This window comes from Peribacillus sp. 05N428 (assembly GCF_056397085.1).
On the sequence record NZ_JBFTMS010000007.1, the window covers coordinates 16,820 to 38,263 of the forward strand.

21 protein-coding genes and 1 tRNA gene are annotated in these 21,444 nt (G+C 42.8%); 19 read left to right on the forward strand and 3 right to left on the reverse strand.

Annotation, left to right across the window (positions count from 1 at the left end; translation table 11 throughout):
• Positions 1–76 precede the first annotated feature (76 nt).
• The 6 genes from trxB (at position 77) to AC1DIV_RS08990 (ending at position 5,261) form a co-directional block, all read left to right on the forward strand.
• Positions 77–1,024, forward strand: coding sequence for a thioredoxin-disulfide reductase (gene trxB / locus AC1DIV_RS08965; RefSeq protein ID WP_034309960.1), 948 nt, complete (start codon positions 77–79; stop codon positions 1,022–1,024).
• Positions 1,025–1,582: 558 nt separating this feature from the next.
• Positions 1,583–2,041, forward strand: coding sequence for an NUDIX hydrolase (locus AC1DIV_RS08970; RefSeq protein WP_034309963.1), 459 nt, complete (start codon positions 1,583–1,585; stop codon positions 2,039–2,041).
• 45 nt (positions 2,042–2,086) lie between these two features.
• Entirely contained in the window at positions 2,087–2,986 is a 900-nt protein-coding gene (gene rapZ, locus AC1DIV_RS08975) for an RNase adapter RapZ (RefSeq protein ID WP_048688021.1), read from the forward strand.
• Entirely contained in the window at positions 2,976–3,962 is a 987-nt protein-coding gene (locus AC1DIV_RS08980) for a gluconeogenesis factor YvcK family protein (protein ID WP_318291976.1), read from the forward strand. Before rapZ ends, AC1DIV_RS08980 begins: the two co-directional genes overlap by 11 nt.
• Before the next feature lie 67 nt (positions 3,963–4,029).
• The gene (gene whiA, locus AC1DIV_RS08985; protein ID WP_048688026.1) at positions 4,030–4,983 is read left to right on the forward strand and encodes a DNA-binding protein WhiA; all 954 of its coding nucleotides are present in this window, start codon (positions 4,030–4,032) and stop codon (positions 4,981–4,983) included.
• A gap of 20 nt (positions 4,984–5,003) precedes the next feature.
• On the forward strand, positions 5,004–5,261 hold the full coding sequence (locus AC1DIV_RS08990; RefSeq protein WP_048688029.1) for an HPr family phosphocarrier protein: 258 nt from the start codon (positions 5,004–5,006) through the stop codon (positions 5,259–5,261).
• Between the two features lie 99 nt (positions 5,262–5,360).
• Here AC1DIV_RS08990 and clpP read toward each other — a convergent pair whose 3' ends face one another.
• Positions 5,361–5,966: an ATP-dependent Clp endopeptidase proteolytic subunit ClpP gene (gene clpP / locus AC1DIV_RS08995; RefSeq protein WP_034309977.1), complete on the reverse strand. Its 606-nt coding sequence runs from the start codon at positions 5,964–5,966 to the stop codon at positions 5,361–5,363.
• A 289-nt stretch (positions 5,967–6,255) separates the two neighbouring features.
• On the opposite strand from clpP, the gene AC1DIV_RS09000 reads away from it, so the two are divergent.
• From AC1DIV_RS09000 to eno, 9 genes are all read left to right on the forward strand, one after another.
• Positions 6,256–6,327, forward strand: a tRNA-Arg gene (locus AC1DIV_RS09000).
• A gap of 314 nt (positions 6,328–6,641) precedes the next feature.
• Positions 6,642–7,979: an RNA polymerase factor sigma-54 gene (rpoN, locus tag AC1DIV_RS09005; RefSeq protein WP_309076871.1), complete on the forward strand. Its 1,338-nt coding sequence runs from the start codon at positions 6,642–6,644 to the stop codon at positions 7,977–7,979.
• A gap of 15 nt (positions 7,980–7,994) precedes the next feature.
• On the forward strand, positions 7,995–8,237 hold the full coding sequence (locus AC1DIV_RS09010; RefSeq protein ID WP_340878081.1) for a glutaredoxin family protein: 243 nt from the start codon (positions 7,995–7,997) through the stop codon (positions 8,235–8,237).
• A gap of 139 nt (positions 8,238–8,376) precedes the next feature.
• Positions 8,377–9,411 carry a sugar-binding transcriptional regulator gene (locus AC1DIV_RS09015; protein ID WP_048688036.1) on the forward strand — a complete coding sequence of 345 codons (1,035 nt, stop codon included), beginning with the start codon at positions 8,377–8,379 and terminating at the stop codon, positions 9,409–9,411.
• 32 nt (positions 9,412–9,443) lie between these two features.
• Positions 9,444–10,451 carry a type I glyceraldehyde-3-phosphate dehydrogenase gene (gene gap, locus AC1DIV_RS09020; RefSeq protein WP_034309982.1) on the forward strand — a complete coding sequence of 336 codons (1,008 nt, stop codon included), beginning with the start codon at positions 9,444–9,446 and terminating at the stop codon, positions 10,449–10,451.
• A 246-nt stretch (positions 10,452–10,697) separates the two neighbouring features.
• Positions 10,698–11,882 (forward strand): phosphoglycerate kinase, encoded by a 1,185-nt coding sequence (locus AC1DIV_RS09025; RefSeq protein WP_034309986.1) that lies wholly within the window; start codon positions 10,698–10,700, stop codon positions 11,880–11,882.
• Positions 11,883–11,928: 46 nt separating this feature from the next.
• Positions 11,929–12,690: a triose-phosphate isomerase gene (tpiA, locus tag AC1DIV_RS09030; RefSeq protein WP_340878079.1), complete on the forward strand. Its 762-nt coding sequence runs from the start codon at positions 11,929–11,931 to the stop codon at positions 12,688–12,690.
• Positions 12,683–14,218 (forward strand): 2,3-bisphosphoglycerate-independent phosphoglycerate mutase, encoded by a 1,536-nt coding sequence (gene gpmI, locus AC1DIV_RS09035; RefSeq protein WP_340878077.1) that lies wholly within the window; start codon positions 12,683–12,685, stop codon positions 14,216–14,218. Before tpiA ends, gpmI begins: the two co-directional genes overlap by 8 nt.
• 30 nt (positions 14,219–14,248) lie before the next feature.
• Complete coding sequence (gene eno / locus AC1DIV_RS09040; RefSeq protein ID WP_034309992.1) at positions 14,249–15,544, forward strand: phosphopyruvate hydratase; 1,296 nt, start codon at positions 14,249–14,251, stop codon at positions 15,542–15,544.
• Positions 15,545–15,696: 152 nt separating this feature from the next.
• On the opposite strand, the gene AC1DIV_RS09045 is transcribed toward eno, so the two are convergent.
• Positions 15,697–16,527, reverse strand: a complete 831-nt coding sequence (locus AC1DIV_RS09045; RefSeq protein WP_252268017.1) for a M15 family metallopeptidase — start codon at positions 16,525–16,527, stop codon at positions 15,697–15,699.
• Between the two features lie 55 nt (positions 16,528–16,582).
• Complete coding sequence (locus AC1DIV_RS09050; RefSeq protein WP_048688068.1) at positions 16,583–17,125, reverse strand: hypothetical protein; 543 nt, start codon at positions 17,123–17,125, stop codon at positions 16,583–16,585.
• A gap of 176 nt (positions 17,126–17,301) precedes the next feature.
• Here AC1DIV_RS09050 and secG point away from each other — a divergent pair, with 176 nt between their 5' ends.
• The 4 genes from secG to smpB all read left to right on the forward strand — a co-directional run bounded on the left by secG (position 17,302) and on the right by smpB (position 21,346).
• Positions 17,302–17,535, forward strand: coding sequence for a preprotein translocase subunit SecG (gene secG / locus AC1DIV_RS09055; protein ID WP_034309999.1), 234 nt, complete (start codon positions 17,302–17,304; stop codon positions 17,533–17,535).
• Positions 17,536–17,676: 141 nt separating this feature from the next.
• Entirely contained in the window at positions 17,677–18,423 is a 747-nt protein-coding gene (locus tag AC1DIV_RS09060; RefSeq protein ID WP_048688071.1) for an alpha/beta hydrolase, read from the forward strand.
• A gap of 30 nt (positions 18,424–18,453) precedes the next feature.
• A complete protein-coding gene (gene rnr / locus AC1DIV_RS09065; RefSeq protein ID WP_202313617.1) occupies positions 18,454–20,811 on the forward strand; it encodes a ribonuclease R in 2,358 nt (785 codons plus the stop codon).
• 67 nt (positions 20,812–20,878) lie between these two features.
• Positions 20,879–21,346: an SsrA-binding protein SmpB gene (gene smpB, locus AC1DIV_RS09070; protein ID WP_034310006.1), complete on the forward strand. Its 468-nt coding sequence runs from the start codon at positions 20,879–20,881 to the stop codon at positions 21,344–21,346.
• The last annotated feature ends 98 nt before the right edge of the window (positions 21,347–21,444 follow it).

The following is a 21,444-nucleotide window of genomic DNA, read 5'->3' on the forward strand; positions in this document are numbered from 1 at the left end:
TTATATAGGATAATAGGTAGGGAACACTAACCGTAGTGAAGGTTCCATTTGTAATGGAATATGGAGGAGTGAAAACATGTCTGAAAAAATTTATGACGTTGTTATTATTGGAGCTGGTCCTGCAGGGATGACGGCGGCTGTCTATACATCACGTGCGAACCTTTCAACATTGATGTTAGAACGCGGAGTACCGGGCGGGCAAATGGCCAATACGGAGGAAGTTGAAAATTATCCTGGATTCGACACTATACTCGGACCTGAACTTTCAACGAAAATGTTTGACCATGCAAAGAAATTCGGTGCGGAGTATGCCTATGGGGATGTTAAGGAAATCATCGACGGTGAAGAGTATAAAACGATCAAAGCCGGTTCAAAGGAATTCAAAGCACGTTCAATCATCATTTCATCTGGTGCCGAATACAAGAAAATCGGCGTTCCTGGCGAAAAAGAATTGGGCGGCCGCGGTGTATCGTATTGTGCAGTTTGTGATGGTGCATTCTTCAAGCAAAAAGAACTGTTCGTTATCGGCGGCGGAGACTCTGCTGTTGAAGAGGGTGTGTACTTAACTCGCTTTGCTTCAAAAGTGACGATCGTTCACAGACGTGACGAACTTCGTGCTCAAAAGATTCTTCAAGATCGTGCATTTGCCAATGAGAAAATTAACTTCATCTGGAATCACACTTTGAAGGAAATCAATGAAAAAGGCGGCAAGGTCGGCGGTGTCACACTAGTTTCCACTGAAAACGGAGAAGAGACAGTGATGGACGCAGACGGTGTATTCATTTATATCGGAATGCTTCCGCTAACGAAACCATTTGAAAACTTGGGCATCTTGAACTCAACAGGCTATATTGAAACGAATGATCGGATGGAAACACGCGTACCTGGTATTTTCGCTGCAGGTGATGTTCGTGAAAAAACATTGCGCCAAATCGTTACTGCTACAGGCGATGGAAGCATTGCCGCCCAATCCGCTCAGCATTTTGTTGAGGAACTTCAAGAAAAATTGCAGCCAAAGGCTTGATATCACAAGAATATACAATCGTAATTCCGTTTTAACGATGTTGTAACATGCGTGAAATAATGATTCGGTATAGTAGGGGATAGAAGTTGACCCCCTTTAATTATAAACGTTTAAGGACACAGAATAAGTTTCTGTGTCTTTTTTTTGTTTTCCTGCTTTGAGACTATATCTTTAGTTCCAATTTTTAGGATGTTCCCAAGCGGTTTTTAATGTGAAGCAAGCCGTTCCTTTGCATTTAGGAAGCGAAAGTGGAGAAGAATAGGAGTTAAGCAGGATAAAGGCTTACCTATGTGATTCCTTGCGAATGAAGATTCCCCCAATGCAGGAAGTTTACTTTATTGTTTGCTCATTTTAAAAATAGTATAATGATAAGATATACTAAACATATATAAATCTTTCATAATGGTAAGAAGATGAAAAATACAACTTGTTTGAACTATTAGCATTTGTAAATCGCCAAATGGATATCTAGCGGCGGTTTAAGGATATAAACTGAATCTCTTCAACACGGGGGGTGAAGGTTTCTATAGTCGAGCAGAGCCAATCGAGGTGAAGAACGTGCAACGTGTCACAAACTGTGTATTGATCAGAGATAATCAAATCCTCTTATTGAAAAAGCCTAGACGCGGATGGTGGGTAGCTCCCGGCGGCAAGATGGAACCTGGGGAGTCTGTACGCGATGCTTGCATTAGGGAATATCGCGAAGAAACGGGCGTTTATTTAAAAAACCCTTCCATCAAAGGTATTTTCACCTTCATCATGAAGGACGGAGATAAAGTTTTATCAGAATGGATGATGTTCACTTTCTTTGCAACGGATTCCGATGGTGTAAATGTGGATGTTTGTGAAGAAGGGGAACTTAGCTGGCATCCGGTTGAAGATGTTAAAAAGCTGATGATGGCTGAAGGTGATTTTCACATCCTGGATTATATGGTTCATGGCAGTGGGATCATCTATGGAACCTTTACCTATACGCCAGAGTTCAAGCTGCTTTCTTACCGGTTGGATCCAGGTTAATTTTTAGATATAAAAAAGATTGCTATACATGGGGGCGGAGAAACTATGAGTACAGGGCAGATGAGTGAAACGCAATTGGTCATCATTACCGGAATGTCCGGAGCAGGCAAGACAGTGGCGGTTCAAAGTTTTGAAGACCTCGGCTTTTTTTGCGTCGATAATTTGCCGCCCACGCTGTTGCCAAAGTTTTTGGAGTTAATGAAGGACTCCGGGAATAAGATGAATAAAGTGGCTCTTGTCATGGATTTAAGGGGAAGGGAATTTTTTGATTCCTTATTTCTTGCACTGGATAATTTAACGGATGCAGCTGCAGTCTCACCAAGAATCCTTTTTCTTGAAGCGGATGATGATTCCTTGGTACGCAGATATAAGGAAACGAGAAGGACCCATCCCCTTGCTCCATTAGGCCGGCCATTGGAAGGCATTAAAATGGAACGGGAACTTTTGGACGAATTGAAGGGAAGGGCCCAGTTGATCTTTAATACTTCCCAACTGAAGCCGCGCGAATTGAGGGAGAAAATCGCTTCGGAGTTTTCTGCCGATAAAAGTGTCGGTTTTACAGTCAATGTCATGTCGTTCGGGTTCAAGCATGGTCTACCCATAGATGCCGACCTTGTGTTTGATGTACGGTTCCTGCCAAATCCATATTATATTGATCATATGAGGCCAAGGACTGGTTTGGAACAGGAAGTGTCGAGTTACGTTTTAAAATGGAGTGAGACGCAAAAATTCCTGGAAAAAGTAACCGATCTGCTCGCTTTCATGCTTCCATATTATAAACGTGAAGGGAAAGCACAGCTTGTTGTTGCGATTGGGTGTACAGGCGGTCAGCACCGTTCTGTAGCTTTGACGGAATATATTTCAAACCACTTCAAAAAGGATTACAGGGTTCAAGTATCACATCGCGATATCGAAAAAAGTAAGGGGAAAGCAGATGTTAGATAAAAAGAAACAGCCTAAGGTTGTGATCATCGGAGGGGGAACCGGCCTTCCTGTTTTGTTGAGAGGGTTAAAGAAGCATCCGGTGGATATAACGGCAATCGTAACGGTTGCTGATGATGGTGGAAGTTCAGGCCGCCTTCGCGAGGATATGGATATTCCCGCTCCGGGTGATATTCGTAACGTGCTGGCTGCGTTATCGGATGTAGAGCCCCTTGTTGAACAAATGTTTCAGCATCGCTTTCAGAGTAAAAATGAGTTGTCAGGGCATTCGCTTGGGAATTTGATACTGGCGGCAATGACTTCGCTGACCGGGGATTTCGTCCATGCGATCCAGGAAATGAGTAAATTCCTTAATGTCCGCGGTAAAGTGCTTCCGGCTGCCAACCAAAGTGTGGTTCTCCATGCAAAGATGGATGACGGAACGATTGTTACAGGAGAATCCAAGATTCCCTTCTCAGGAAAGAAAATAAAAAAAGTATTCCTGTCTCCTCGTCATATAAAGCCGCTTAGTGAAACTCTCCAGGAAATCAAGCAGGCAGATCTTATAGTCATAGGTCCAGGAAGCCTATATACTAGCATTCTGCCTAACTTACTTGTCCCTGGTTTAGGAGAAGAGGTAGCCCGTTCCAAGGCTAAGAAGGTGTACATTTGCAATTTGATGACACAAGCCGGCGAGACTCTGGATTATAGCGCGAGTGATCATATAAAAGCGATATATGACCATATGGGAAATGCATATATTGACAGGATACTTGTTAATAATGAGGAAATACCAACCGAGATTCAGCAGCGCTATCAAGCTGAATATGCAAAACCGGTCATGTATGATGTGGAAAGCTTAAAAATGATGGGTCTTGAAATCATACAAGAACGCATTTTCAGCTATGAAGGGAATGTAATACGCCATGATACGAAAAAAGTGGCGGATTTGCTTTATAATATGCTTGTAAATGAAACAAAAAGCCACATAGTACCGTAGATATAAGCGGGGACGGTTTTTTGATTGATAAAAATAGATTACCTGCGTTCGATTGGGGGTGAAATGGATGTCTTTTGCTTCAGAAACAAAAAAAGAGCTTACAACATTAGAGGGAAAGGATTGCTGCGGTAAAGCGGAATTGTGTGCGCTTATCCGGATGAACGGATCCCTTTCATTTTCTAATCGGAAGCTTGTTGTGGATATTCAAACTGAGAATGCTGCGATTGCCAGAAGGATTTATACGCTGCTGAAAAAAAGTTATGAGGTCCAGGTCGAGCTGTTGGTCCGTAAAAAGATGAAGCTTAAAAAGAACAATGTATATATTGTCAGGATGTCATCCGGAGGGCAGCGGGTTTTAACCGATTTGGAAATTTTAGGCGATGGCTTTGAAATTCTCCATGATATATCCGATACTATTGTTGGGAAGAAATGCTGTAAGCGTTCTTATCTAAGAGGTGCATTTCTTGCAGGGGGTTCGGTTAACAATCCGGAAACGTCTTCCTATCACCTTGAGATTTTCTCACTTTATAAAGAGCACAATGATGCCCTTTGTGAGCTAATGAATAAGTTTGGCTTGAAGGCCAAGACACTTGAACGCAAGAAGGGGTACATCATTTATTTGAAAGAAGCCGAAAAGATTGCCGAGTTTTTAAGTATAGTTGGCGCCCATTCAGCTTTATTAAGGTTCGAGGATGTACGGATTGTCCGTGATATGCGTAATTCAGTGAATCGGCTTGTGAATTGTGAAACAGCCAATTTGAACAAAACGATCGGGGCATCATTGCGCCAGGTTGAAAATATCCATTATATCGAGGATACGGTAGGACTTGGCATTTTACCGGATAAGCTTCGGGAAATTGCGGAGCTTAGGATAGCGTTTCAGGATATAACCTTAAAGGAACTTGGGGAAATGGTATCCGGGGGAACCATCAGTAAGTCCGGGATTAATCACCGATTGCGAAAGATTGATGAAATAGCTGACAGGCTCCGTGGGGGAGAGGCTATTGCTGCGAAAAAATAAAGCTAACAGGGGAGATCAAGATGGTGGAGAAACAAGTTGAGGTAAAATTGAAAACGGGTTTGCAAGCTCGGCCGGCGGCTCTTTTTGTACAAGAAGCTAACCGCTTTCATTCAGATGTTTTTCTTGAAAAAGAAGGAAAGAAAGTGAATGCAAAAAGTATAATGGGATTAATGAGCCTAGCCATCAGTTCTGGCGTGTCCGTGAAGTTAATCGTCGAAGGACGCGATGAAAAAGAAGCGTTAGAAGCATTGGAAGAGTTCGTTCAGCAAGAGGGTTAAAAAAGGGGATGCCTAAATGTGCATCCTTTTCTTTTATCATGAAAAAAGGCTCCGGAGGTCGCTTATGGCGATCTCCGGAGCCTTTCTTTTGTTGCAGGATTACTTAGAGTTTTTATCATCAAGAACGCTGCGCGTGATGACTTTGTCAATCAAGCCATATTCAAGAGCTCTTTCGGAAGTCATGAAGTTATCACGTTCCGTATCTCTTTGAAGGACTTCGATAGGTTGTCCTGTACGTTCTGCCAAGATTTGGTTCAGCTTATCTTTCAAGTGAAGGATACGGCGGGCAGCAATTTCAATTTCCGTAGCTTGACCTTGAGCTCCTCCAAGTGGTTGGTGAATCATGACTTCACTGTTTGGCAACGCATAACGTTTGCCTTTTTCGCCAGCGGCCAATAGGAAAGCACCCATGGAAGCGGCCATACCGATGCATACTGTCGATACATTAGGTTTGATATATTGCATGGTATCGTAAATGGCCATACCGGAAGTGATGCTTCCGCCAGGGCTGTTGATGTATAGAGTGATATCTTTTTCAGGATTTTCCGCTTCTAAAAATAGTAATTGAGCAACAATGGAGTTGGAAACATTATCGTCAATTGCACTTCCTAGCATAATGATCCGGTCTTTTAATAAACGGGAGTAAATATCGTAGGCACGCTCCCCACGACTTGTTTGTTCGATAACTGTAGGAATTAAATTCATGTTCATTTCCTCCTTCGATTAAGAGAATCATTTAAATTCTTTATGTATGTATGATACACTTTTTGGTCAATTTAGGTCAAACAAAACAAACCCTATTATGGATAATTTGTTCGACAATTTTCTGGCTAGGGCTCCTTCCTGATAGATTATTTTATATATTATGCCGCACAGGGATGAATTTCCACATTACCCATAATACCCAAATGATAAAGTTTTAAACCTGATAACCCTTGCAAAGGAGGGGATTCTATCATATAATGAAGTCTGTTGAAAAAATATTTTCTATTACGCCCTCGTAGTGCAACGGATAGAACGCAAGCCTCCGAAGCTTGAAATGCAGGTTCGATTCCTGCCGAGGGCATTACCAATCTTCTGCTTAATAAAGTGGGGGATTTTTTATTTGTAATTTTTAGGAGAGTTGAAATTTTTGCTGAATTTGCTTGTTTTCCGTAATATTCCATCGAATCCTGTAATGTCGGTCCTGTCTTGAAAATATTCGCCCACACTATTGAAAAATGGTGATTTTTCAATAAAAGTAGTTGTTAAATTTGCGTTTCTAACATATAGTATTTAAAACAAATAAACTATTCAGAAAAAAATCGTAAGCGTTTTCATGGGTTTTTGTGTAGAATTTTCTCCTGATAATGTAAAATGGAGTGGGGGAGGGATGAATCGATGAGTATGAATATGAAAGCAGGACTTTTTCAACAGCAAACATTAAAGATGGCAATGACCCAGGAGCTCATGCAAGCTATTACATTGCTGCAATACTCCTCGCAGGAGCTATCGGCTTTTTTAGAAAATAAAATGGTGGAGAACCCATTACTGTCCATAGATCAGCCAACATCTTCTTTATTTCAGCCAACTTTTGACCGCAAAAAAGGTAAACGGACTCTTAAAAATACGTATGATGCCAACTATTGGATTGAACAGATCAGTGAAGATACCATATCGCTTGAACAGCATATCATGTCCCAGGTGAATCACCAGCAGTTTTCCGGTGAGCAGCAAAAGGCAATGCTTCTATTAATTCATAACCTTGATGAAAACGGTTACTTAAGGACTCAGCTGGATGATATATGCATCCCAGGCATATCTCCGGCCGTTTTGGAAGAGAGTCTCTCGATTTTACAGGAACTCGAACCGCATGGTATTGGAGCGAGGAATCTTCAAGAGTGCCTTTTGCTTCAAGTGAAAGCAGAAGGGGAGAATCTTCTGGCAGAATCGATCATAGAAAACCATTTCCTCGATTTTGCTGAAAAGCGCTGGAAAGACCTAAGTAAGAAAATCGGTGTTACACTGAAGGAGATTCAAGAAGTCTTTGATTATGTCCAGACGTTGAACCCGCGTCCGGCATCACTCTTTTTTCAGGAAAAACCTTCTTATATAGTGCCGGATGTGGTCGTGGAAGTTCGGGATGGCATGCTGCTTGTCGGGAATTATGATGGTAACACACCCAATCTTAATGTGGATAAAGGATATTTAAACCGAATGAAGAGCCATAAGGATCAGGGAGTTCAGCGGTTTATCCAGGATAAGTGGCAGGAATACCAATGGATCTCCAGAGGAATCCAACAGAGAAAAGAAACGATATTGAAGGTTATTCAGTGCATCGTCGAAAAACAGCCGGCGTGCTTTCATCATGGCCTGAACTATTTGAAGCCGATGACGATGAAAGAAATCGCAGACGAACTTGGCATACATGAGTCCACAGTAAGCCGGGCGGTTAAAGGGAAGTACGTACAGACACCATTTGGCACGATAGAGATGCGGATATTTTTCACTACTTCTTTACAGTCGGTCGGCCTTGATGAGGATATGTCGGGCATGCAGGCGAAAAAGAGCCTCCAGGCAGCCATCAATGGGGAAAATAAACAAAAGCCGCTTTCGGATCAAGACTTGGCGGAACGGCTGAAAGAAGAGCATGGAATTATCCTGGCACGCCGAACCGTTGCCAAGTACCGGGAACAATTAGGGATCCCTTCTTCATCTAAACGAAAAAGATATGATTGAAAAGGATGAGTGGTTTTGGAATCGAATGCGTTTGTTTTATATAGTAGGGATAAATGCCCGTTATGTGATAAAGCCAAGCTGGTACTCGAAGAAGTGAAAGTGGAGTCAGGCATAGGCTATAAGGAAATCGATATCCATACCGATGATGATTTGCTTGAGAGATTCGGGCTGATGATCCCTGTCGTTGAATGGAAAGATGAAATCGTTCAGTTCGGAAACGTTGATAAATCAGCTCTAAATAGGCTTTTGGAAAAATAATTTTTCAAATCATTTGAAGAAACATTCCGTTCCTGCTAGAATAAAATATGTAGCAGGAATATTTTTTTGTTTTAAGTGGGACAGAAAATGACTACGCGGGACGTTAAATGTCCAACTTAACTTTTTAGGAGTTTTAAATATGCGTACATTACTCGAGGTACAAAGAAAATTATTGCCCGATTTCCTTATGGTTATGCAAAAAAGATATGATATCCTGCGTTATATCAAAATGATGCAGCCGGTTGGAAGGCGCAGTCTGTCCGTGAGCCTTAATTTGACAGAGCGGACGCTTAGAGGCGAGGTTGATTTTCTGAAAAGTCAGAACCTGGTTAACATCTTCAGCTCTGGCATGACGCTGACTGATGAAGGGATTGAAATCCTGGATAAGTTAGAAGGAATAATGCGTGAAGTAATGGGTATAGACATAATGGAAAAGCAATTGCAGGATTTGTTACAAGTGGATGAAGTCATAATTGTCTCAGGAAATTGTGATGAAACCCCATGGGTGAAAAAAGAATTGGGTAAAGCTTGTGCAAACCGTATGAAACGAGAATGGAACTCAAAGAATATCATTGCGGTTACTGGCGGATCGACAATGGCCGAAGTGGCTAATTCGTTGTCACCTGATGAAGCATCCAGGAAATTGACATTTGTCCCAGCCCGCGGGGGAATTGGTGAAGCGGTGCAGAATCAGGCCAATACGATTGTCGAAAAAATGGCACAGAAGGCACAAGCCTCATACAGAGTGTTATATGTACCCGATCAATTAAGCGGTGAGGTTTATGCATCATTTCAGAAGGAACCTGCAATTAAAGAAGTGATTTCCCAAATCAAGTCTGCCGATATGATCATTCATGGAATCGGTGATGCCATGGCGATGGCAGAGAGAAGAAATTCTTCGCCAGAAATGTTAAAGAAGCTGTTAGATGGAAATGCTGTAGGAGAGGCATTCGGTTATTATTACGATGAAAACGGCAAAGTTGTTCATAAAGTTTTGACAGTCGGCATCCAGTTAGATGATCTTAGCCCTGAAAAGCGAGTGATAACTGTGGCAGGTGGCAAAACTAAAGCAAAGGCTATCCGTTCCTACATGAAAGGCGCACCTTCATCAACCGTTTTGATCACGGATGAAGCTGCGGCACAAGAGTTAATTCAGGGGAATTACACCCCTTAATATATTTGCGAACTTAAAAGGAGGAATTTTTCATGGCAGTAAAAGTTGGTATTAATGGTTTTGGACGTATTGGACGTAATGTATTTCGTGCAGCATTGAGTAATCCTGGGGTAGAGATCGTTGCTATTAACGACTTAACGGATGCTAATATGTTAGCGCACCTTCTTCAATACGATACAATTCATGGATCTCTTAATGAAAAAGTAGCAGTTGATGGGGATTACCTTGTTGTTGATGGTCACAAAGTAAAAGTATTGGCTGAACGTGATCCTGCACAATTAGCATGGGGTGAACTGGGAGTAGAAGTAGTTGTGGAATCTACAGGACGTTTCACAAAACGTGCGGATGCAGCTAAGCATTTAGAAGCTGGCGCGAAAAAAGTAATCATCTCTGCTCCTGCATCTGATGAAGATATCACGATCGTCATGGGTGTAAACGAAGACAAATATGATGCAGCAAACCACCATGTAATCTCTAATGCTTCTTGTACAACGAACTGTTTAGCTCCATTTGCTAAAGTGCTTCATGAACAATTCGGAATCAAACGCGGTATGATGACTACTGTTCACTCTTATACAAATGATCAGCAAATCCTTGATTTGCCTCATAAAGATTACCGTCGTGCACGTGCAGCTGCAGAGAATATCATTCCTACAACAACTGGGGCAGCAAAAGCTGTTGCACTTGTCCTTCCTGAACTTAAAGGGAAATTGAATGGTATGGCAATGCGCGTACCTACTCCAAACGTATCTGTTGTCGACCTTGTTGCAGAACTTGAAAAAGACACAACGGTTGAAGAAGTTAATGCAGCATTCAAAAAGGCTTCTGAAGGTGAATTAAAAGGAATCCTTGAGTACAGCGAACTTCCGCTAGTATCAACTGACTATAACGGTAACCCATCATCATCTACAATCGATGCCCTTTCCACGATGGTAATGGAAGGAAACATGGTTAAAGTATTATCTTGGTATGATAATGAAACAGGATATTCAAGCCGTGTTGTTGATTTGATCGACTATTTGGCTAAAAAAGGATTGTAATTAGAATAATAAAAAACCTCACCAAGGTGAGGTTTTTTTTATCACAGCCCTAAAAAAACTTGGCAGAAGATGATATTATTAGTAAGTCATTAATCAGTCAAGCGTTTACATTTCTTGTTTTTGGATAATTTCCTGGAAACCGACTATAATGAAAAAGAGAAAAGGGGAGTTGGGAAATTTACCCTCTCCCTTTTTGGCTAAAAGAATCAAAAATATGATAACAATATCTAAGGAGGTTCTTGGATTATGAATAAAAAGTCGATTAAAGATATTGAATTAAAGGGGAAACGCGTATTTTGCCGTGTTGATTTCAACGTTCCAATGCAGGACGGAAAGATTTCGGATGATACGAGAATCAAGGCTGCACTGCCGACGATTTCCTATTTGACAGAACAAGGCGCAAAAGTCATCTTAGCCAGCCATCTTGGCCGTCCTAAAGGACAAGTCGTAGAAGAATTGCGTTTAGCACCTGTTGCGGAAAGACTAAGCGAACTTAGCGGCAAAGATGTGCAAAAGGCTGAAGAAGCATACGGCGAGACCGTTCAATCAATCATTGAAAACATGCAAAATGGCGAGATCCTGTTGTTGGAAAACGTTCGTTTCTATCCAGGAGAAGAGAAGAACGATCAAGAATTGGCGAAATCATTTGCGGCACTGGCTGATGTTTATGTTAACGATGCATTCGGAGCTGCGCACCGTGCACATGCTTCAACTGAAGGAATAGCTCACCATCTCCCGGCCGTTGCTGGATTGCTGATGGAAAAAGAGCTTTCTGTACTTGGAAAAGCCCTATCCAACCCAGAACGTCCTTTTACAGCTATAATTGGCGGAGCAAAAGTAAAGGATAAGATAGGCGTTATCGAAAACCTTTTGGAAAAGGTCGATCACTTGATCATCGGTGGTGGATTGGGTTACACATTCATTAAAGCGCAAGGTCATGAAATCGGTAATTCATTACTGGAAGAAGACAAAATAGAATTAGCCAAATCTTTCATCGAAAGTGCAAAAGAAAAAGGCGTAAAACTTCATTTGCCTATCGATGCAGTCGTAACTGCTGAATTTTCACCTGATGCAGAGACGGATAATGTCGATATCGATGCTATTCCAAATGATAAAATGGCTCTTGATATCGGACCAAAAACAAGTGAATTATTTGCGGATGTAATCAAAAGTTCCAAGCTTGTCATTTGGAATGGACCAATGGGTGTATTCGAGTTCGATAAATTTGCGAATGGAACGAGAACCGTTGCTCAAGCCTTGGCGGAAGCAAATGATACGTACAGCATTGTTGGCGGAGGGGATTCGGCCGCAGCTGCAGAAAAGTTTGGCCTGGCAGAAAAGATGTCCCATATTTCAACTGGCGGCGGTGCATCTCTTGAGTTCATGGAAGGCAAAGAGTTGCCTGGCGTTGTAGCCTTGAACGATAAATAAGATTAAACCGTTACATATTTCAACATTAGAAGGGATGAGAAACCAAATGCGTAAACCGATTATTGCAGGAAACTGGAAAATGAATAAAACACTATCTGAAGCGACAGCCTTTTTAGAAGAAGTGAGCAATTTGATTCCTAAGCAAGATGTAATCGATACGGTTGTATGTGCTCCAGCTTTATTTTTGGATCAGCTCGTTCAAGCAGCAAAAGGAACCGATGTGAAAATCGGGGCACAGAACATGCACTTTGAAGAAAGCGGTGCTTTCACAGGAGAAATCAGCCCAATCGCATTGGCTGATCTTGGGGTATCCTACGTTATACTTGGTCATTCTGAGCGCAGGGAAATGTTCAACGAAACGGATGAAGCCGTTAATAAAAAAGCTCATGCCGCTTTTGCCCACCAGTTGACCCCGATCGTTTGCTGCGGTGAAACACTTGAGCAAAGGGAAGCTGGCGAAACGAATGATTTCGTAGGCAGCCAGATTGAAAAAGGCCTAGCAGGATTATCTGACGATCAATTGAAACAAGCCGTTATTGCTTATGAGCCGATTTGGGCGATTGGAACAGGAAAATCGTCATCTGCTCAAGATGCTAATGAAGTTTGTGCGCATATCCGCTCAGTTGTTGCCGACAAATTTTCAAATGAAGCAGCTGCAGTCATCCGCATTCAGTACGGTGGCAGTGTAAAACCTGAGAATATTAAAGAGTACATGGCACAACCTGATATAGACGGTGCATTGGTTGGCGGTGCTAGTTTGAAATCCGATTCATTTTTACAATTGCTGGAGGCTGGTCACTATGAGTAAGTCGCCTGTGGCACTTATCATCTTAGACGGTTTTGGCTGCCGTAACGAAGAAAAGGGTAATGCTGTTTTTCATGCGAAAAAACCGAACTTTGACCGATATTGGGAACAGTATCCGCACTCCCATTTAACTGCAAGCGGGGAAGCGGTCGGCTTGCCTGCCGGTCAAATGGGGAACTCGGAAGTGGGCCATCTGAATATCGGGGCAGGACGGATCGTTTATCAAAGCCTGACCCGTGTGAACCTGGCAATACGTGAAGGTGAGTTTGCACAAAACCCAACTTTGGTCGATGCCATGAGCCATACCAAGAAAAAAGGCACGGACCTTCATCTTTTCGGTCTTCTTTCAGATGGCGGCGTGCATAGTCATATTGATCATATGTATGCCCTTTTGAAATTGGCCGCTAAAGAAGGAGTTAAAAATGTATATGTACATGCATTTTTAGATGGCCGTGATGTCGGACCGAAAACGGCACAGGGTTATATTAAGGAAGCGGAAGCGAAAATGAAGGAAATCGGTGTTGGTCAGTTTGCGACCATTTCCGGAAGATATTATTCGATGGACCGTGATAAGCGCTGGGAGCGTGTGGAGAAATCCTACCGTTCGATGGTGTATGGTGATGGCCCTGCTTATTCTTCTGCGATGGAATGTGTCGAGGATTCGTATGAACATGGAATTTTCGACGAGTTCGTGATACCTTCAGTCATAACGGCGGAAGACGGTAAACCGGTGGCAACGATTAAAGATGATGATGCCGTAATCTTTTATAACTTCCGTCCAGACCGGGCGATCCAGATTTCCAATACGTTCACGAATGAGGATTTTCGTTCATTTGACCGCGGTCCTGGACATCCGAAGCATCTCCATTTTGTCTGCTTGACACATTTTTCAGAAACAGTTGACGGATATGTTGCATTTAATCCGACAAATCTTGATAATACATTAGGGGAAGTACTTTCCCAAAACCAGCTTACCCAGCTTCGCATCGCTGAAACTGAAAAATATCCGCATGTGACGTTTTTCATGAGCGGCGGACGTGAAGAGAAGTTTCCTGGTGAAGAGAGGATTTTAATTAATTCTCCGAAAGTCGCTACATATGATTTACAACCGGAAATGAGTGCTTATGAAGTGACGGATGCATTGGTGGAACAAATTGAGGCTGACCGTTTTGATGCCATTCTCTTGAATTTTGCCAACCCGGACATGGTTGGTCATTCAGGAATGCTTGAGCCTACCATTAAAGCGATTGAAACAGTGGATGAATGCCTAGGCAGGATTGTCGATTTAATCGTCTCAAAAGGCGGTACAGCGATCATCACCGCTGACCATGGGAATGCTGACGAAGTGGTAACGCTAGAAGGCAACCCGATGACAGCCCATACTACGAATCCCGTTCCTGTCATTATCACTAAAAATAAGGTAACATTAAGAACAGGTGGTATCTTAGGCGATTTAGCTCCAACGATGCTTGATTTGCTTGGAGTCGAAAAACCTGTTGAAATGACAGGGAAATCCCTATTATCTAAATAAAATTGTGAATAGGAAAAGGAGAGATTTATAATGCCGTACATCGAACATGTATATGCACGCGAAGTGCTAGATTCACGTGGTAACCCAACAATAGAAGTAGAAATCCAAACAGAGTCCGGATACTTCGGACGTGCAATCGTACCATCAGGTGCTTCAACAGGAGAACACGAAGCGGTTGAGCTTCGTGACGGGGATAAATCTCGCTACCTGGGTAAAGGGGTACAAAAAGCAGTCGATAATGTAAATGATATCATTGCTGAAGCTGTCATCGGTTTGGATGTAACGAACCAAGCAGGCCTTGACCTTACTATGATTGAATTGGATGGCACTGAAAACAAAGGAAACTTGGGAGCTAATGCAATCCTTGGCGTATCAATGGCTGCTGCCCATGCCGCTGCGGAATTTTCTGGATTACCATTGTATCGTTACCTTGGTGGGTTCAATGCGAAACAACTTCCGACTCCAATGATGAATATCATTAACGGCGGATCACATGCCGATAACAATGTTGACTTCCAGGAATTCATGATCCTGCCTGTAGGAGCTCCTAGCTTCAAAGAAGCAGTTCGTATGGGTGCAGAAGTATTCCATGCCTTGAAATCTGTCCTTTCTGCCAAAGGCTTGAATACGGCAGTCGGCGATGAAGGCGGCTTTGCGCCAAACCTTGGTTCAAACCGTGAAGCGCTTCAAGTCATCATCGAGGCAATTGAAAAAGCTGGCTACAAAGCAGGCGAAGATATCTACCTTGGCATGGACGTGGCTTCATCTGAATTCTATAACAAAGAAACAGGCAAATATGATCTTGCAGGCGAAGGCCGCAATGGTGTTACATCCGAAGAAATGGTTGCTTTCTATGAAGAGCTAGTGAATGAATTCCCTATTATCTCCATCGAAGACGGCCTGGATGAAAATGACTGGGATGGCCACAAGCTTCTAACGGAACGCATCGGTTCTAAAGTTCAGCTTGTTGGTGACGATCTTTTCGTAACGAACACGAAAAAATTGGCTGAAGGCATCGAAAAAGGCATCGGTAACTCCATCCTGATCAAAGTGAACCAAATTGGTACACTGACTGAAACGTTTGATGCAATCGAAATGGCTAAACGCGCAGGCTACACTGCAGTCGTTTCCCACCGTTCAGGTGAAACGGAAGATGCAACGATCGCTGATATCGCCGTTGCAACAAACGCAGGACAAATCAAAACCGGTTCCATGTCCCGTACGGACCGTATCGCTAAATACAACCAACTTCTTCGCATCGAAGACCAGCTTGGTGACTTGGCTGTATATGGCGGCTTGAAATCTTTCTATAACTTGAAGAAGTAATCTTACAGAAATTTTCCCTCCTATTCAATCTGGCCATCCACATTGAATAGGAGGTTTTTTATGCCCAGAAACCAGTCACTGCTTCCAGCTTGAAAGGATTTAATCAAACGTTTGATTAATAAAAAAAAGGTGCCGCATCCGGGCACCTTTTCTCATTTATCCGATACAGCTTCCACTGGTACGGCATTATAGTATTCTTCTAATGTAATCTTCGCTTCAAAGATTTCAGTTGCGGCATCGACACCAACATAGCGAATATGCCATGGTTCGTATTTATAACCCGTGATGTTTTCCTTGCCTTCAGGGTAACGGATGATAAATCCGTATTCATGTGCATGTTCAGCAAGCCAGGCCGCTTCATTCGTATCACCGAAGCAGTCTTGGGCAGCGCATGCCCCATCGTGGGTCGTGACATCAATCGCCAGGCCCGTTTCATGCTCGCTTGTCCCAGGCATTGCACTGTAGGTTTTCGCTTTTTCTTCCCCGTCCTTAGCCACATAGTTATTAAAGACCGTGATTTGTGTTTGGTGTGAGCGGTAAGCGGAAACGCCGGCAAAGTGCATATTGTCTTTTTCGGCAGCTTGGAACATTAATTCAAGAGCCTTTCCCGCTTCTTCGCGCATCATTCTTTTTTCGATTTTATCTTCAAAGATGAAATCCACATTTGGGTAGATAAGGTCAGCAGGTTTGTAATCTTCAGGCAGGCTGTATTGTTTATTGACAAGTACAGGTATGCTTTCCGGATCGGCTAACGTCTGAAGGCCAGCCTGTGCGGGTGTAGCCGCTTCATCAACCTCCACCTGGCGCTGGGCCGATTCTTTTGAGTCATTATTCTTGTCGGTCTCAGTCTCCTTCTCAGTCTCCTGGGAGCTCGGCTGTTCTTCTTTTTGCTCTTTTTCATGCTCGCTTGTCAGGTCGGATGAACAGCCAGCCATCAGAATGAAAGATGATAGAGCGGTTGCTGCAAATATAGGTTTTAACATATGAAAGGCCCCTTGCTTTTAATATAAGATTTCCAATAAAAGTAGTTTTGAAAAATTATCGTGATAAGTAATCCCTAGTTAATTCACTTTGATATTTATCAAGAAATAAGCCAATCCAGACGACCATCAATAAAAATGGATAATCGTTACGGATTGCGGTTTCCACGACGGGATCAGACCAAAAGCTCGAAAGGAAACCAGAGGACATCCTGATTGTCTCGAATGTGACAAGGGCGTGAAGCGATAACCAAAGAATCGTAAGGGTATTGGTCCCGAATCCAATGACCGCCGCTATGACGCTCAGCAAGGCGGCTGCTGCCCCGATCAGGAGGACATTGAAGCTTGATTGGAAAAAGTCGATACCGCTATTGGAAAGTCCATTATAAATAATAGCAGTAAAATAAACGGTTGTCGTGATATATGCAGCAAATAATAAGTATCGATTTCCGTGATACTTTGCCAGCAGCAATAAAAGCGGTGATAGGATGATTAATAGGACGCTGATGAAATTGCTTCCGCCTGTCCATAAAGAATAGCCGGCAACCGCCGAGAATAGGATGGTCAGGAGATCAAGAATCCGTAGTATGGACTTAAACATGTTGACACCTCTTTCTCTATTTATGCAAATTATCTCAAACTTTGATTCAAAAAGAAATAAATGACGATGGGTTTTTAGGAATTCTTACCATCATAGTATAACAAAGATTGTGGATATTTATTGGGTGTGGTAAAGTTAAAGTAATTGTTTATTGGTTCTTCAGGAGGTGTAATTGCATGCATGCATTTCTCATAACGCTTTTAGTGATTGTCAGTATCGCCCTCATTGTGACGGTATTGCTTCAATCAGGTAAGAGTGCAGGTTTATCAGGTGCGATTGCCGGCGGTGCTGAGCAGTTATTCGGAAAGCAAAAGGCACGCGGTTTGGACCTGGTTTTACATCGTGCGACAATAGTATTGGCGATTCTATTCTTTGCTTTAACTTTACTTGTTGCATACTTTGATGTGTAATGGATCAAAAATGAGTCTAGCTAAATAGCTAGGCTTTTTTCTTTGCACAATAGTTGCATGAATAGATATAGTGATTTTAGTACTTAATTATAGGATAGGGATTTTTAAAAATTCTATTTACTGATAAAGGAGTTCAAGGTCATGAAAATCAAGCTGCAGCAGCCCTTTACTTTTGAAGGCGGAAAAAGGGCTGTCTTACTTTTACATGGATTCACGGGGAATTCAGCGGATGTACGGATGCTGGGCCGTTACTTGGAGAAACAGGGGTACACCTGCCATGCCCCGCACTATGAAGGGCATGGCGTTCCCCCAGAGGAGCTGGTGAAAACAGGTCCGGAAGATTGGTGGAAAGATGTCATGATGGGCTACGATTTCCTGAAAAGCAAAGGCCATGAAGAAATTGCTGTTGCCGGACTCTCATTAGGAGGCGTATTTTCTCTTAAATTAGGTTACACTGTACCTATAAAGGGTATCGTATCAATGTGTGCGCCTATGTATATCAAAAGTGAAGAAATGATGTTTAAAGGAGTATTGGAGTACGCCAGAGAATTTAAGAAGTATGAAGGAAAAACTCAAGAGCAAATAGAGCTTGAAATGGACCTCCTTGCCGATAAACCGATGAATACATTGAAAGCCCTTCAGGAATTGATAACGGATGTACGGGAGCACGTCGATCTTATTTACGCTCCGACATTTGTCGTGCAGGGCCGGCATGATGATGTTATCAATCCAAAAAGTGCCGATATTATTATTGATTCCATTGAATCACCGGTCAAAAAAATCAAGTGGTATGAAGAATCCGGTCATGTCATAACCCTTGATAAAGAAAAAGACGAGCTGCATGAAGATGTATTGGAATTTTTAGAAAGTCTGGATTGGTCCGAATAACAAAAATATACCCTGAATAGGAGGGTTTTCATGGAAGATAACATTCAAGAACATATTAATAAGCTTCTGACATATATGACGGATGAAGCGTATAAGCCGTTAACGGTACAAGAACTGGAAGAGGCTTTGAAAATCGAAGACTCGGCAGATTTCAAGAATTTCGTTAAGGCTTTAGTAAAGATGGAAGAAAAGGGATTGGTGGTCAGAACGAGGAGCAATCGTTACGGCCTGCCGCAAAAAATGAATTTGTTCCGCGGTAAATTAACGGGGCACGCAAAGGGGTTTGCCTTTGTCACACCTGAAGACAACCCGGGAATGGATGATATTTTCATTCCGCCAAATGAAACGGGCACAGCGATGCATGGAGATGTCGTCATGGTACGGGTATCTTCGGAAACATCGGGCTCAAGGCAAGAAGGCACGGTCATCAGAATACTTGAACGCGGAATTACACAAGTGGTCGGTACATACTCCGAAAGTAAAAGTTTTGGTTTCGTCATCCCTGATGATAAAAAGATCGCAAACGATATCTTCATTCCACAGCATGCTTCACATGGAGCGGTAGAGGGACATAAGGTTGTCGTCAAGCTTACTTCTTATCCTGAAGGACGCATAAGTGCCGAAGGTGAAGTCATTGAGATTCTTGGCCATAAAAATGATCCTGGTGTGGATATTCTTTCCGTGATCCATAAGTATGGTTTGCCGATGGAGTTCCCGGATGACGTCATGGAGCAGGCCAATGCCGTTTCCGATACCATTCAGGAAAGTGAAATTGGCAACCGCAGGGACTTGCGTAATGATGTTTTGGTCACGATTGATGGAGCGGATGCAAAGGATCTGGATGATGCCGTCACTGTTTCCAAGCTTGAAAATGGCAATTACAAGCTGGGCGTTCATATTGCTGATGTCAGTCATTACGTGAAGGAAGGTTCTCCAATCGATAAGGAAGCCCTGGAAAGAGGGACGAGCGTGTATTTGGTGGACAGGGTCATCCCGATGATCCCGCATCGTTTATCGAATGGCATTTGTTCCTTGAACCCACAAGTCGATCGTTTTACACTCTCATGTGAAATGGAAATCACGCCGGATGGCAAAGTCGTCAACCATGATATTTTTGAAAGTGTCATTAAGACGACGGAACGTATGACATATGGCAATGTGAACAAAATCCTTGTCGATAAAGATGAAGAACAGCTTGAACGCTATGAAGCGTTGGTGCCGATGTTCCAGGACATGGAGAAGCTAGCGGCCATCCTTCGCAAGAACCGGATGAACCGCGGTGCGATCGACTTTGATTTCAATGAAGCAAGAGTCATCGTTGATGAAGAGGGCCATCCGACTGATGTGGTTTTACGTGAAAGGTCGGTTGCGGAAAAGCTGATTGAAGAGTTCATGCTTGCAGCTAATGAAACCGTTGCTGAGCATTTCCACCGTCTTGACCTACCGTTCATTTACCGTATTCATGAAGATCCAAAGCCGGAAAAACTGCAGCGTTTCTTTGAATTCATTACGAACTTCGGATACATTGTAAGGGGATCGGCCAATGACGTCCATCCTAAGGCGTTACAGGAAATCATTGAGGCGGTTGCCGGTAAGCCGGAAGAAACGGTCATATCCACCGTCATGCTTCGTTCCATGCAACAGGCGAAATATGATCCGGAGAGCTTAGGCCACTTTGGTTTATCTGCTGAGTTTTATACACATTTCACATCGCCGATTCGCCGTTACCCGGATTTGATCGTGCACAGGCTGATCAGGACCTACTTGGTGGAAGGTAAAATGGATGAAGCTACGAAGGAGAAATGGAATGCCAATTTACCTGAGATTGCCGATCATACATCGAAACGCGAACGTCGCTCAGTCGATGCCGAGCGGGAAACGGATGATCTGAAGAAAGCGGAATACATGCTGGATAAAATCGGCGAAGAATATACCGGGATAATTGGTTCAGTCACGAATTTCGGGATGTTCGTCGAGCTGCCGAACACGATTGAAGGACTTGTCCATGTCAGCTTCATGACGGATGATTATTATCGCTTCGATGAGCGTCAGCTAGCAATGATCGGGGAACGTACCGGTAATGTGTTCCGGATTGGCGATGAAATCGACGTTCGTGTTTCCAACGTCAATAAAGAGGAACGCGCCATCGATTTTGAAATTATCGGCATGAAGGTAAGCCGTCCGCGTCCATCCGGCGAGAAGAAAATATTCAAAGCCAATTCAGGTGAACGCAAACGCGGCCGAGGCGGCAATGGAGGACGTAATGAAGGAAAAGGCGGCGGCCGTAATGGAGATTCGCCTTCTACTGGAAGAAAACCGAAAAAGAAGAAAAAATTCTTTGAAAATGCGCCAGCTGCCAAGCGCAAGAGAAAACCTAAAAAGAGATAAAGATTGAGGCGGGGGGATGATTCTTTCATCCTCTTGCCGCGATTGGATGTAAAAAGGGGAGAGTTAGATGCCAAAAGGCTCAGGTAAACAATTAGCACAAAATAAAAAAGCATATCATGATTTCTTTATTGAACAAACGTTTGAAGCGGGAATCGTTTTAAAAGGGACCGAAATCAAAGCAATCCGTGCGGCACGAGTGAATTTGAAGGATGCCTTCGCTAAAATAGAAAATGGTGAAGTTTATCTTCATAATATGCATGTCAGCCCTTATGAGCAGGGAAACCAGTTTAACCATGATCCGTTACGGACACGGAAGCTTCTTTTGCATAAGAAAGAAATCAGTAAACTAATCGGGGAAACAAAGGTAACAGGTTACACCATCGTCCCGTTGAAAATGTATTTAAAGAATGGCTTTGCCAAAGTTTTAATCGGACTTGGAAAAGGGAAGAAACAATATGACAAGCGTGATGACCTGAAGAAGAAGGAAGCGAAGCGTGATATTGAACGTGCTTTCCGTGATCGTCAGAAGATGTAGAACTGCCAAGACCTTACAATTGATTTTTTGAACCAATCTGTTATAATTAATCCTGTACCGATGACAATTGAATATCAGCCAACTTGCTGACTATTCTT

What these genes read in the sequence shown, in the direction of transcription:
- trxB (WP_034309960.1), top strand. Translation starts at nt 77, where the DNA reads ATGTCTGAAAAAATTTATGACGTTGTTATTATTGGAGCTGGTCCTGCA.
- rapZ (WP_048688021.1), top strand. Translation starts at nt 2,087, where the DNA reads ATGAGTACAGGGCAGATGAGTGAAACGCAATTGGTCATCATTACCGGA.
- AC1DIV_RS08980 (WP_318291976.1), top strand. Translation starts at nt 2,976, where the DNA reads ATGTTAGATAAAAAGAAACAGCCTAAGGTTGTGATCATCGGAGGGGGA.
- whiA (WP_048688026.1), top strand. Translation starts at nt 4,030, where the DNA reads ATGTCTTTTGCTTCAGAAACAAAAAAAGAGCTTACAACATTAGAGGGA.
- AC1DIV_RS08990 (WP_048688029.1), top strand. Translation starts at nt 5,004, where the DNA reads ATGGTGGAGAAACAAGTTGAGGTAAAATTGAAAACGGGTTTGCAAGCT.
- clpP (WP_034309977.1), bottom strand. Translation starts at nt 5,966, where the DNA reads ATGAATTTAATTCCTACAGTTATCGAACAAACAAGTCGTGGGGAGCGT.
- rpoN (WP_309076871.1), top strand. Translation starts at nt 6,642, where the DNA reads ATGAGTATGAATATGAAAGCAGGACTTTTTCAACAGCAAACATTAAAG.
- AC1DIV_RS09015 (WP_048688036.1), top strand. Translation starts at nt 8,377, where the DNA reads ATGCGTACATTACTCGAGGTACAAAGAAAATTATTGCCCGATTTCCTT.
- gap (WP_034309982.1), top strand. Translation starts at nt 9,444, where the DNA reads ATGGCAGTAAAAGTTGGTATTAATGGTTTTGGACGTATTGGACGTAAT.
- AC1DIV_RS09025 (WP_034309986.1), top strand. Translation starts at nt 10,698, where the DNA reads ATGAATAAAAAGTCGATTAAAGATATTGAATTAAAGGGGAAACGCGTA.
- tpiA (WP_340878079.1), top strand. Translation starts at nt 11,929, where the DNA reads ATGCGTAAACCGATTATTGCAGGAAACTGGAAAATGAATAAAACACTA.
- gpmI (WP_340878077.1), top strand. Translation starts at nt 12,683, where the DNA reads ATGAGTAAGTCGCCTGTGGCACTTATCATCTTAGACGGTTTTGGCTGC.
- eno (WP_034309992.1), top strand. Translation starts at nt 14,249, where the DNA reads ATGCCGTACATCGAACATGTATATGCACGCGAAGTGCTAGATTCACGT.
- AC1DIV_RS09045 (WP_252268017.1), bottom strand. Translation starts at nt 16,527, where the DNA reads ATGTTAAAACCTATATTTGCAGCAACCGCTCTATCATCTTTCATTCTG.
- AC1DIV_RS09050 (WP_048688068.1), bottom strand. Translation starts at nt 17,125, where the DNA reads ATGTTTAAGTCCATACTACGGATTCTTGATCTCCTGACCATCCTATTC.
- secG (WP_034309999.1), top strand. Translation starts at nt 17,302, where the DNA reads ATGCATGCATTTCTCATAACGCTTTTAGTGATTGTCAGTATCGCCCTC.
- AC1DIV_RS09060 (WP_048688071.1), top strand. Translation starts at nt 17,677, where the DNA reads ATGAAAATCAAGCTGCAGCAGCCCTTTACTTTTGAAGGCGGAAAAAGG.
- rnr (WP_202313617.1), top strand. Translation starts at nt 18,454, where the DNA reads ATGGAAGATAACATTCAAGAACATATTAATAAGCTTCTGACATATATG.
- smpB (WP_034310006.1), top strand. Translation starts at nt 20,879, where the DNA reads ATGCCAAAAGGCTCAGGTAAACAATTAGCACAAAATAAAAAAGCATAT.